The sequence below is a fragment of the Desulfosporosinus sp. FKB genome, from assembly GCF_002196705.1.
GTDB lineage: Bacteria > Bacillota > Desulfitobacteriia > Desulfitobacteriales > Desulfitobacteriaceae > Desulfosporosinus.
Genome location: NZ_NADJ01000039.1, coordinates 163,414 through 175,601, shown reverse-complemented (window position 1 = coordinate 175,601; position 12,188 = coordinate 163,414). Strand labels below are relative to the sequence as shown.

Sequence of the window (12,188 nt, the reverse complement as noted above, 5' to 3'; positions counted from 1 at the left end):
TGCATTCTCATTGAGGTCCTCCCTTCGCTTGCCTAATCATTCAATAAAGGCGTTCTCACTTCACTATATACTAGTGAAGCGAGAACGCCTTTGGCTATTTGCCACCCACTTCGGAATTTTAGAGGTAAGTTTTCAGGACAGCCCTTTAAGTTTTCGTAAAAAATAACTATATTTTATGCACCATGTCCAAAGCTGAACATATTATAAAGTAGGACAAGGACAAGGTATAATTAGAGAGGAGGTAAACCTTATGAAAAAGGATGTCGATTCCTCAAGCCTGGCAGAAGTTGTTGACCGCATTTTAGAAAAAGGGATAGTCATTGACGGATATGTTAGAGTTTCCTTAGTTGGCATTGAACTCCTAACAGTTGATCTCCGTATTGTTATAGCAAGCGTCAATAGCTTTTTGAAATATGCTTGTGCAGTAGGACTAACTACTGAACACTATGGTGACCTGTTCTAATTAGAACTAAGGGAAACCTTGATAGTCCAATGCGAACTCCCCCACTTAGTGAAGTGGTGTGGAGTTCGTTTTTGGTTTGGGGACATCGTCTTGTTAGATGAGGGTTTGATAAGCTTCGTAGGTCATTTCGGCAACTTTGGACCAGGTGTAATGCTGGCGCAGGTGATGCATTAGGGGTAAAGGTGAAGCCTGAAAGGATTGCTCAAGGGCAAGGCGTAAACTTTCATTATCAAGTGGATGCACATATAAGGCCATATCCCGGAAGTACTCTTTAGGGCTTCCTTGATCTGTGGAAATGACGACGGTCCCGCATGCTCCAGCTTCAATGCTGGACAAACCTGGAGTCTCAAACCAACTTGGCAGGACATGTGCTTTGGCAGCAGAATAAGCCGAGGCCAGAAGTTCTCCCTGTAGCGTTCCGAGATGATAAATATTAGGAAAGAGCGTCACACTTTCGAAATAGGCTTGGTCATTTATAGGGCCTAATAATACAACCGGAAGACTAAGTTCTTGTGCAACTTTCGCTAACCAGTACTGGTTTTTGCGTGGCGAAATTCTTGCCGCACAGAGCACAAACTCTTGGGGTAAATGGGGAAACTGTTGGCGAAAGGCATCTGAATCAACACCTATAAAAGCATCAGGGAATCCGTTGGGGATAACTTTATAGTTTGCTGCTTTAGGGAAATCTTGACGGAGAGCATCCATTTCCATCTGGCTATTCGGGAGTAAGAGTTGGCATTCCCTAACTAATCGATCACGCATGGGCTGCATATGTTTCCAAATTGCTAAGGCATTGGGATGGTTGCCCTCTCTTTTTAGAAAGGCAATAGGGGGCCAATAGATTGGGGATATAAGGATTTGTTTTTGTTGTTTTTGAGCGTTGCAAAAAAACATGTAACTTTCCTTAATTCGTGTAATATTGAATATGTGTATTAAATCATAAAGTGTTAAATCAAGGTTGGGGTCTGCGGAAAAATTCACTTCAACTCCAAGTCTTATTAGATTTTGGCCTGTGGAGATCACCTGAACTGTATCCCCGGCAGGGTTTTTCATGAGATCTGGTCGTGCTTGAAAAAGTACTTTCATCGAAAGCCTCCTATCCATATTAGCTCAATCACCAGAATCTGAAGGAGACTTGAGCCAGCGATTATAAGGTTTCGAGAATTGCCCGAACGGATTGTATCCGGTGTTTATATGTATGGTTACGGTATACTTCCTCTTGGCCTTGGCGAGCAATTTTGAGTCGGAGATCATCTCGGCTTAGATAAAAACGGACGAGCTCAATCGTTTCGTCGGGATGACGACTCCAGACGAGATGAACGTGGTTTTTAAAAAGAGCTTCCAGTGCTGGTGACCAATGGGTTAAGAAAAAAGCTCGGCATCCTAATGCTTCAAAAGTGCGCATACTCATCATTGTTGGGGAGGTTATTACTGAATGCAAACCTAGTACAATCTTCGCTGAAGAATATGCGCAAGGCAGCCGGATGTAGGGCAAATAACCTTGGTAAATGTCTGAAGGTAACGTATAGTGGTCGGAGTTTGATAGCCAATGTTCGTTACCGTAAACTTTCAGACGAAACGATTCATTGAGTAAGGGGGTGAGGATTGTATCGAGACCGGATTTCCTTTGAGGATAGGATGTATAGTAATTAGCCACCAGCAGTAAGTCGCTTTGGAGATCGAAGGATGGCTCAACGGGGCGATGAAACGATGGATTGCAGGCAAAATGAAAGTAATGCGCTCGAATTTTGTCTCTCTGATAGAGAGGTAGACACTCTTTGGCTGGAGTAAGTACAAGACTGGCCCCGCGCCCTAAGGGACGGGACATGCGGTTCCAGTCGGGGGGATCGTCAATTGCCCAATAGACGAGAGGAATTGAATAACGACGTAGAAGCGGAAAGAGTCTCCGAGCTACTGTTGAAATTGAAACTCCTTCAGCAAAAGCGAAATCTGGTCTTTGTTTTCTCAGCAAGCGGTCCAAACGATTTTCCCAATCGGCTAAATGGACCGGAAGATACTCAAAGCTATCAGAAGAAGAAAAACCCGATACTAAGCCATAGCTCAACAATGATGAATCGTTTAAAAATAATAAGTTCATTAATAATGTCTCCACTCGTTGCCGAATTGTTTTATTGAAACCTCTAAGGATTTAATCAGAGTTGCTGAGTTAAGATGATAACGTTGAGCAGCCTGCTCAACACTCATATTGAGTAAACTTTTGGCCCCTCAGCCACTTATTGAGATCCCAAATTTTTTAAATACTAATGCTGTCTGAGGATATTTCGATAAGATTTCTGAAAGGTTGGATTTTAAGTCTATGTGATCCATTTATTCCAAAAACCTCCTTTATTTTTCAGTTCGGTCTTCTCCTGAAGCTGGCAAATTTGTATACCGAGGTTTTCTAAAGAGGATTCATTTTCCTCCTGCTTAGTTAACATCTTATGCAGGATTTGAGAGAGACCTTGTGTTTCTCTTTCGAGATTTGACATGGCCTCCTTAAAAGGCTCCAATTCTTCGACAGGGACCTCGGGCGTGGCCGGGGCTTCTGTTAAATCTTCAGAGAAATTGATATCGTTTTTAGAAGTAGTAGTTTCAGTGAGGGCATTAAGAATCTGATCAAATTTGGAAATTATAGTTTGTAACGTAAGACTCAGATTGGAATTTTCTTGTTCCAAGTGAGCAACAGTTGTGATTAGATGTTCGAGTTGAGGGTTTTCTTGTTTGGGCTGAGATTGAGGATGCTCTTCCTCCGGAGAAGGAGTTGGCGATTCGAGAATATCTTGGATAACCTCCGAAGAAGGATCTGCTTCTTTTGGCGGATCATTAAGATTTAAGGGATTTTCCAAGGTTGAAACAGGGGAAATGGGATAATAAGTTGCCGAGGATACTTCAGGATAGTAGGCCGGAACTGGGGGAGGAGGAGCTGAGGGACTCGTTTTCATTGAGAGCGATTGTAAAGTAGTAAGCTGAGGTGAAGCGGAAAGAGCTAAACCCAATTCACGATAATATACTGGAGTGCGTCGTTCAGCCTGACTTTCTAACCAAAACGTTTGATGGAAATTTCTTTTACTTTTGTGAACCCATTGCAAAGGCTGATAGAAAGGCGTGTGTGTGGAAACCATTCTCCAACCTGCTCCGTCGTTGAGCATCAGGATTTCCTCTTCACTTTGGATTAAAAGCCAGATAACGCCGTTGACTTCCAAAGAACCGAGATTTTTCCAAGGAGAGGAGAAGGTTCTTATTGGGGCAGGCGATGGGAGCCATTCTCCCGTTAGTTCAAGGGCATTCGTTTGCTGTGCCCAACGAACTTCAAACTGTCCATTAGTATTTTTAACAGCCCAAAATAGATGATGGACATTGTCTGAGGTCATAAGTGCGGTCATATCTATTACTTCGCCGGAAATCTTCAGGGCTTCAGTCGGTGAGCCCCATATGTGAAATGTTCCATTAAAACGATTTGTAAAGAGGAGGGAATACCTTCCTTGGAAGGTTAAGGTGATTAAATGGAGGTTCCCCTGCCTATCCATGTTTACATGATAGAGGGGCACTCGCGGATGAACAACTTCCCCTAAATGTACACTGTTCCAAGTTGTGCCATTCCAGAAATGGTGCTCAATACGCCAGAGATCACGAATAGCCTGGTGGGAACAAGCATAAAAAATATGTATCATTTTACCTTGTGGAAATAGAAAGAGCCGACGATATTTAGTTGCCCGAACATCCAATTTGGAGATCAAGGTTGTCTGTGGACTTGAAGAACGGGGAATCAGCGTATAACAGAGTTCGCCGTTTGTCTTTAAGACAACCAGATGAACAGTTTCAGAGTCGGTCATGATCCCATGGGCTAAAAGCAGTGGTTCTTGAATTTTGAAGTAAGGTTCGGGCCTATCCTTTCCGAAAAGGGCGCATCCGTGAGAATCAATGTGCAAATAAGTAGATTCGTTTTCATAGGTTAGAAGTAGAGAATTTGGTGTGGTTCGATTTAAGAAAGCCATATGATCACTTCCTTATTATTTTTATCAGGGCTTATCTGATAAATAGTTTAGTAAAAAGAAAAGGCCGCATGGACGGCCCTTTCTTTTTATAGGGCAAGAAGTCATAAGAAGTAGAGTATCTAGCAATTGTCCTGTTGTGGTGGGAAGAAATCACTGGGGAATGGGGTGAGAGTGGTATCGAAGAAGTTAAGACAGGGATTCTGAGGAATAACTGGGAACTCTTCACAAGCTGGGGGTTCTGGACAGAAGCCAAAGGCAGGAACAAGAAGTTGGACAACACCAGTTACTTTAGTTATGACAAAGCTGCCGATGGCAATTTGAATAGTTGTTGTTGTGAAGACAGGACTTGTTAAAACTTCAGTTCTTGTTTCAACACGAAGATTAAAGTCAAATTCTGGACGAGTGGGTGGGAAATACATAACAATATCTTTGTTAATATCCGGCAAGTTGCCTGTTAAAGTAAACAGGGCACCTGTTGAATCTCTTAAAGTTAGCGTGTAAGGAATTTGAATGGTGAATTGAACCCTGGAGAAATTAGGGCGGGATGGAATTGGAGTGATGACGATACTGCCGGGAACAATCACGCCATTTGCGAAAGTCATGCTGATAAAGGTGAACGGAGGTACTCCTGTAGGCAATGTGACTGTGAAGGCAGGGAAACATTCTCTTTGTTGACAGCTGGCATAAACTTTTTCTACAATGATACATACCGATTCAGTGATCTCTTCGAGTTGATAAGGGTCGAGCAAATCAATAGGTTCACTTGGGGATAAGGCTGATCCAACTCTGCCAACGGTAACTCCTCTCGGTGGGAAGGACGTGGGAAGAGCAGCTGCAATAGTATTTGTGGTGGTATTAATTATGCTGATGGAACTGTCTCCTTCATTAGCAACCCATACTTGAGTGCCATCACCGGTGACATCTATGCCGAGGGGATTGATGCCAACCGGTACTGTGGTGGTGACATTGAGTCCAGTGGTTGAGATGACACTTACACTGTTAGAGGTAAAGTTGGTTACATACATGAAGACTGGGTTGACTGGGTTGACTGCGATTTTTTGAGGATCTGAACCAACAGGAATTGTACTTATCAACGTATTGTTAGAAGTGTTGATGACACTGACATTGTTACTTCCGCTGTTGACAACAAAAAGTTTTGAATTATCTAAGCTAACTGCTAGACCGTCAGGCGAAGTTCCAACTGGAATTGTGGCTATAACGGTATTTGTCACAGGATTAATGACAGAAACGGAATTGCTGCCACTATTGCTGACATAAACGCGGCTGCCATCGCGAGCAATGGTTACGTCCACAGGATTCGAGCCAACGGTAATTGTTGCAACTACTGTATCTGTTGGAATGCTGATGACAGAAACTGTTCCGCTTCCGGAGTTTGTCACATAGGCTGTTGTACTGGTTGGGTCAATGGCTACGGCAGTAGGAGCAAGCCCCACCGGAATAGTTGCTAAAACACGATTTGTCGAGGTACATAAGATTGAGACGGTGTTACTTCCTTGATTCGGGACTAAAACTTTAATACCATCCGGCGTACGTTTTGGGAAAGCGGGTGCAATTCCTACGGGGATGGTGGCGACAAGCACATCGCTGTATACGTTATATATGGCGACTGCGTTGTCGAGGGTTACCCAAGCATGGGTTTCAAATAGCATGTGTGTATTCCCCCCCTTTATTGAATCGAGAAAAAGTTAGACTGAGCAGGATTTCCAACGTTTTCAACGTATTGTATTCCATAGTTCTGTGGGGTGTTACACGCTTTCTTGATTTTGGCTAGTCATTATTAAAATTTGCTGAAGCATTCTGCCACTCCGTTCTGCCCAATCATTTGCTTGAGCAAAGGACATTCTTTCAGCTTTGCTTGAATCCTTTTCTGTCAAAAGATGACGTAAGCGAAGGGAGAATAAATGGGGATCACTTTCAAGATTGATTTTAGGAACAGTGAGCAATTCCAACAGGGGTGTGGCTAATACCTGGATTCCCGCAGCGTAATATTCATAGAGCTTAATGGGGTTGCATCCCTTTGTCATTTCTGTTAGAAGAAATGGTACTAATCCAACGTCAAAGTAATGTAGGTAAGTTGGCAGTTCATAATAAGATTTCAACCCTAAATAATAAACGTTTTTAAAATTTAGCGGAAATTTATATTTCTGGAAAAAGGCCCCGATAAATACGAAGTTAAGATCATGATTTTGTTGGATCACGGTTTTAAGCAACTCCCAATCAACCCAAGGAGCTATTGCACCGCTGTAGCCGATAATGGGTTTGCCTATGGGCAGATCCTTGGGGCGGCTAGTGGGAGAGGGGGAAAAATGCACGTAATCTACGCCATTAGGAACTAGATATACGTGAGGATGCCTTGGGTAAAAATAGTTATAGATGCTTTGGCTGCTACAAAAAATAAGATCCGCCTTTTCAAGGATAGCAGGGTAATAGGGCGCCCAACTTGCAAATTCTTCTTTGGGCTCATCAACGGCATCGTAGATAATGAGATCAGGATTATAATTTGAAATAACGTTAATATGAGAGGGAACTGTTAACCAAAGTATACGGGGTCGTGGATGTGAAACCTCAAGGGCTGAAATTCCTTGACAGAGATGTAGGCTAGAGGATAAGCTCCTGATTCTAGGATGAGGAAAGTTCCCCAGGTCTTCATATAGAACCGTGTGTCCAGATGCGGAAAACTGCCCAAGAAGTTGTTGAGGTCGTTGAAACATCCAATTCCAAGGTATTGAGGGAGGATAGATGAAGGTTGGCATTGCATACCTCCTCATGGTTTGGGTTACAAAATATTGCTCTTATAGTTAAGGTATGTTAGTTATCCTCAATTGGGAATTAAGAGTAAGCATTTTAGTTCTAGTTGACAAAAAAAGGGCTGCCGCTCTGGGAACACTAAAGTTCTCAGAGCGGCAGCCACTGTCTTATGTCTTGGTTACCTTTATTAACCATTCACTTCAATCAATCCTACGTAGACATTAATCTCAATACCATCAACGAGAAATTGAACCGCTATTGTTTGAGGGACCGGTAAGGTGGCTTGTCCATTATGACCAATAAGCAGGACCGGAGGAGAAATATCAAGTCCGTCTATGCCCACCTTGCTAAATTGAGTACAAGCATTGGCACACACCATATTCCCCATTTCTGAGATTGCGCTTTGGGCCAGTGAATCAAAGTCCGTCACTGGCATACCCATCATCATTTTGGATGCAAATTCTTTAGCAGAATCTAAGCTCATACCAATTAAAATGGCACCTTTTAACACTCCGACCAAAGAAATATTTACAAGCACTCCATCGTAATCCAACGTTGATGCGACTAAGGAGAGACCTTTACGTTCCACTGACTGAAAACCAATTTGGGGAAGGATGTCTATAAATGATAGGATGAGTGGATTAATGAGATTTATATCCATGATGCTGCTCCTTTTTTAAAACCAATTCCAAGAAATATAGATCCAAAGGTCGTTTGGGCATAGGATGCTTGAATTTTTAAATTTGGACTGGCAATTTCCGAATTTGAGCTAAAAAAGACGCTGGGAGGAGATACGCGTAAGCTGTAGGATTTATCTTTTTTATTGAGCATTGAGCAAGCGACGCCTGCAATGATATTGGCGAGTTCTGCGACCATTGCCAATACTTCTTCGTGGTTTTTGCTGGGACGATGTAAAAGTATTTCCACAATTTGCTCGGCAGCTTCACTGGATAAATCCAAAATCATAGATCCGGAATACCGTCCAATGATGCCGATAACTGTTGTAATCCCTTGGGATACATAAGTGTCATCGAAGGTGTCCATAGATTCGAAAGATACCGGTGTCTTAGTCATACGTGTAATATTTTGCGAAAGAGCTTCGTTGAAAATTCCGGGAGCCGATTCAATAAGTTCCTCATAGAGAGTGTCTGGTGACAGTATGTTCTTAATGATATTTAAAAGATACTCGCCGTCAATGGGCTTTTGAACATATCCGGCAATGCCTATCCGTCTGGCCTCCGCCTCCGTTTCTTCATCTTTCATTGAACTTACAAGTATTATTTTAGCTGAGGGATCATTCATTAGAAGTGCTCTGCTGCATTCGAATCCGTCAGTTCCGGGCATGACAATGTCCATGGTGACAATATCAGGTTTGCAATTGTTATAGGTTTCAATTAAGGAATCGAATGAATCTGCTTCTCCTACAACTTCACATCCCCCAAGTTGCAAAGTTTCGGCAAGAAGCGTTCGAGAAAAAAATGAGTCATCGACAATCATTACTTTAGCTGCGCTCATACATACATTCCTCTCAAAGTCTTTATTATAATAGTTTTCATAAATTGACCAATTCATCTTCTTTTTGCATATTATAACATAAAACTTAGGTTTAATCAGAAAGAAGTTCATTTTTTGGAAATAATCGAACTAGTTTAATTAAAACTAACCAATAAATAGGATAAATATCTAAAAATAGTAAAAATGTTATAATAAGATTAATACTATATTATTAAAATAAGATAAAAGCTTGTGAAAACTTGTAAGTACTAAAGTTTGAATTCTTAATTTCCATCCAATCGTGAGACTCTCACTTCTACAAGTGGGAGTGGTTCCTGTTCTCTGCTTCGGCACCCGCCCAGGCTTGTCGCATAGGATGGAGTGTGGAGGTAATTGTTATGGATGTGTTATCCTTAACCAATGAATTTGAAGCAGAGAGTTTTGGCGGAGCCGGTACAGCAGTCAGCGGTATGGTTCATATGCTTGATCGTTCAGGAGTGCGTCAAACCATTATTGTACCGCGCAGCGATTTAGCTGAACCTAGATGGGATTTAAGGGGATCACAGATTAAAGTTTTAGGATTGCCTCGTAACGGTCATTATATTGGTAATTTAGGCATGATCAAAGCGGAGACGGTAGTTCGGGAATTTCCTGAGCTCAATCAGGGATGGGATTTAATTCATTGCCATGCCATTAATTTCACGTCTTTGGCTTATACCCTTTCGGGCGGGAAAACACCAATTCTTTATTCAGTTTATTCCTTTTTGCGCCAGGAATTAGGAGATAGTGCGGAGCCTGAGCTGCAAGCGCAATTTAAAGTTCAAGAAGATCTTTTGCTGCGCTGCCGACAGCTTCATCTAATAAGTCAGAGCGAAAGGAATTATTTACTGGAAAATTTTCCTCAATATTTGTCGAAAACAGAAGTTCTACCTCTCGGCATTTCCTGGCCCTCTGAACGCTGGGAGCCGAAAAATACCAATGAGTTTCTCTATGTTGGCAGATTGCTGGCTTATAAAGGAATTGAAGATTTAATTCTAGCGGTCCACCTGGTTAGACAAAATGGGCGGCAAGTTCGGCTTAATATTATCGGAAAGGCACCGGATTACACTTATGAATCCCACTTGAGAAGACTTGTTGATGCAAGAAAACTTGGATCTTTGGTAAAATTTCAGGGTTGGCTGCCAAGCAGTTCAGAAGTATGGGGCTGGATGAGTAGGGCTGCGGGACTGGTGGTTCCCAGCAGACGTGAGGCTTTTGGCCTCGTGGCTTTGGAGGGAATGGCGATTGGTGTTCCAGTAATTACTTCCAGAGCCGGGGGGCTTGCAGAATTAGTTTCTGATTCTTGTGCCCTTATCTTTGAACCGGGGAATAGTAAACAACTGGCAAACACTTTACGAAAAGCTATTGACAATCCTGCAATACTGCGACGTCTCGCTGCAAAAGGCCAGGAGAAGGCAACGAGCCTGGAATGGGGACGGCTTGCTCTCAAATATAGGATGCTTTTGGAACAAACCAAGAAATAATACCCCAGGCAGGAGAGAGTGAACGTTATTAAATGCTGAAACTTAAATAACTTTCAAGGGGAGTCCTTTGGCTGATTCAGAGGACTCCTTTCCTATGGAATGAATTAAGTGCGAAGGGAATGCAGCTTACAGGCAATCAGTTACTGTATGATGACAAGTTATTATTATCTTCATCGTACAACGTGTGTCAGATATACGGAGGATGACATAGGATATAGCAATCATTGTTGAAGGGGGAATGGGGGAACGTGTTGGAACAGAAGCAGGTTTTGGTCACAGGTGCAGGTGGGTTTATTGGCAGTCACCTGACTGAAACATTAGTTAAAAATGGGGCCAAGGTTCGTGTTTTTATTCGCTATAATTCCCGTGATGGCCGAGGAAATTTAGAGGATTTGGATCCAAAGGTTCTTGATGAAATTGAAATTGTTGCCGGTGATCTGCGCGATGCAGATGTTATTGAACGTTCGCTGAAAGGCTGCGACACAGTATTTCATTTAGGGGCGTTAGTGGGAATTCCATATTCTTATAAAAATCCTCGTGAGGTCGTTGAGACCAATATCATGGGGACATTTAATGTTCTGACGGCTGCCCGGGATCTTGGTGTAAGCCGAATTGTTCATACATCAACCAGTGAAGTCTATGGGTCTGCACGCTATGTGCCCATTGACGAAAATCATCCCCTTCAAGGCCAGTCCCCATATTCCGCCAGTAAGATCGGAGCGGATAAATTAGCCGAAAGTTTTTACGCTTCCTATGAGTTACCTGTCGTTACTGTAAGACCGTTTAATTGTTACGGGCCGCGGCAGTCTGCGAGGGCTGTCATTCCAACATTAATTACCCAGGCTATGGCCAGTAAAGAAATACGTCTGGGCAATATAGAGACTTTACGCGACTTTACGTATGTTACTGATACGGTCGAGGGCTTTATAAGAGCATCTCAGAAGCAGACAGCACTTGGCAAGGTCATTAATGTAGGTTCAGGAAAAGAAATATCAATTGGAGAGTTAGCTCACGTCATTAAGAAAACCTTAGGGAGTAAGGCAAATATTGTTGTGGACGAGTCAAGAATTCGACCGAGCCGAAGTGAGGTCAACCGTCTTTTGGCGGATAATCATTTAGCCAGGGAAGTACTCGAGTGGGAACCGCGTGTTCCTTTGGAAGATGGGATAGAAAGGACCATGGAATGGATTGCTGTTCATTTAGACCGCTTCCATATTGGTAAATACCAGATATAAAGGTAAAGAGGGGAATACAATGCAAACCATTATGTTAGCAGGTGGACGGGGAATACGTTTGGATCCATTTTCCCGAATTTTACCCAAACCTCTTTTTCCGATTGGAGATAAACCCATTGCAGAGATTCTTGTAGAACAGCTTAAACTTGCAGGTGCTCATGAAATCATCATGTGTTTAGGGTATCTTGCTGATTTAATGAAGCTTTACTTCCAAGACGGAAGCTATTATGGCTTGAGCATACGCTATTCGGTGGAAAAAGATCCTTTAGGAACGGCAGGTCCCTTACGAATGGTTGATAAGCTGGATGATAATTTTGTGGTGGTCAACGGGGATGAACTAACAACCTTAGACTTTGGGGCTTTGTATAAACACCATTTAGCAATGAAAGCCGATATGACTGTGGCCGTGCATCAGAAATCTATCAGTTCATCCTTTGGAGTCCTGGAAACGAAGGATGGTCAAATCATCTCTTACTCGGAAAAACCAACCATAGACTATTGGGCAAGTATGGGGATTTATGTCATTAACAAAGGGGTTCTCCCCTTGATTCCTGAGAATCAACGTTTTGATATGCCGGATCTGGTTCAGCGTCTTCTTTTAGAACGAGCTAATGTCGTTAGCTATGAAAGTCAGGATTTATGGTTTGACATTGGGACTCTCGCTGATCTGGAAAAAGCCAAGGAACAATTTGAACACTGTTAGGTTTAA

Annotated in this window: 11 protein-coding genes; 4 read left to right on the top strand and 7 right to left on the bottom strand. The window is 42.5% G+C overall.

The window, feature by feature from the left end; all coding sequences use genetic code 11:
- Positions 1–250 precede the first annotated feature (250 nt).
- On the top strand, positions 251–463 hold the full coding sequence (gene gvpA, locus B5Y67_RS19465; RefSeq protein ID WP_047808708.1) for a gas vesicle structural protein GvpA: 213 nt from the start codon (positions 251–253) through the stop codon (positions 461–463).
- 93 nt (positions 464–556) lie between these two features.
- Here the strand turns inward: gvpA and B5Y67_RS19460 are convergent, their stop codons facing one another.
- From B5Y67_RS19460 to B5Y67_RS19430, 7 genes are all read right to left on the bottom strand, one after another.
- Complete coding sequence (locus tag B5Y67_RS19460; RefSeq protein WP_088228076.1) at positions 557–1,549, bottom strand: glycosyltransferase; 993 nt, start codon at positions 1,547–1,549, stop codon at positions 557–559.
- A 61-nt stretch (positions 1,550–1,610) separates the two neighbouring features.
- Complete coding sequence (locus B5Y67_RS19455) at positions 1,611–2,561, bottom strand: glycosyltransferase (protein WP_088228075.1); 951 nt, start codon at positions 2,559–2,561, stop codon at positions 1,611–1,613.
- Between the two features lie 217 nt (positions 2,562–2,778).
- Positions 2,779–4,458 carry a hypothetical protein gene (locus tag B5Y67_RS19450; RefSeq protein WP_088228074.1) on the bottom strand — a complete coding sequence of 560 codons (1,680 nt, stop codon included), beginning with the start codon at positions 4,456–4,458 and terminating at the stop codon, positions 2,779–2,781.
- Positions 4,459–4,577: 119 nt separating this feature from the next.
- Positions 4,578–6,128: a YncE family protein gene (locus B5Y67_RS19445; RefSeq protein ID WP_088228073.1), complete on the bottom strand. Its 1,551-nt coding sequence runs from the start codon at positions 6,126–6,128 to the stop codon at positions 4,578–4,580.
- 96 nt (positions 6,129–6,224) lie between these two features.
- Positions 6,225–7,232: a glycosyltransferase family 1 protein gene (locus tag B5Y67_RS19440; RefSeq protein WP_088228072.1), complete on the bottom strand. Its 1,008-nt coding sequence runs from the start codon at positions 7,230–7,232 to the stop codon at positions 6,225–6,227.
- 182 nt (positions 7,233–7,414) lie between these two features.
- The gene (locus B5Y67_RS19435; protein ID WP_088228071.1) at positions 7,415–7,888 is read right to left on the bottom strand and encodes a chemotaxis protein CheX; all 474 of its coding nucleotides are present in this window, start codon (positions 7,886–7,888) and stop codon (positions 7,415–7,417) included.
- Complete coding sequence (locus tag B5Y67_RS19430) at positions 7,879–8,742, bottom strand: response regulator (RefSeq protein ID WP_242976049.1); 864 nt, start codon at positions 8,740–8,742, stop codon at positions 7,879–7,881. The genes B5Y67_RS19435 and B5Y67_RS19430 overlap by 10 nt, the downstream gene beginning before the upstream one ends.
- Before the next feature lie 377 nt (positions 8,743–9,119).
- Between B5Y67_RS19430 and B5Y67_RS19425 the strand changes: the two genes are divergently transcribed.
- The 3 genes from B5Y67_RS19425 to B5Y67_RS19415 all read left to right on the top strand — a co-directional run bounded on the left by B5Y67_RS19425 (position 9,120) and on the right by B5Y67_RS19415 (position 12,182).
- Complete coding sequence (locus tag B5Y67_RS19425; protein WP_088228070.1) at positions 9,120–10,244, top strand: glycosyltransferase family 4 protein; 1,125 nt, start codon at positions 9,120–9,122, stop codon at positions 10,242–10,244.
- Between the two features lie 248 nt (positions 10,245–10,492).
- The gene (locus B5Y67_RS19420; RefSeq protein WP_088228069.1) at positions 10,493–11,479 is read left to right on the top strand and encodes an SDR family NAD(P)-dependent oxidoreductase; all 987 of its coding nucleotides are present in this window, start codon (positions 10,493–10,495) and stop codon (positions 11,477–11,479) included.
- Between the two features lie 19 nt (positions 11,480–11,498).
- Complete coding sequence (locus B5Y67_RS19415) at positions 11,499–12,182, top strand: sugar phosphate nucleotidyltransferase (RefSeq protein WP_088228068.1); 684 nt, start codon at positions 11,499–11,501, stop codon at positions 12,180–12,182.
- The last annotated feature ends 6 nt before the right edge of the window (positions 12,183–12,188 follow it).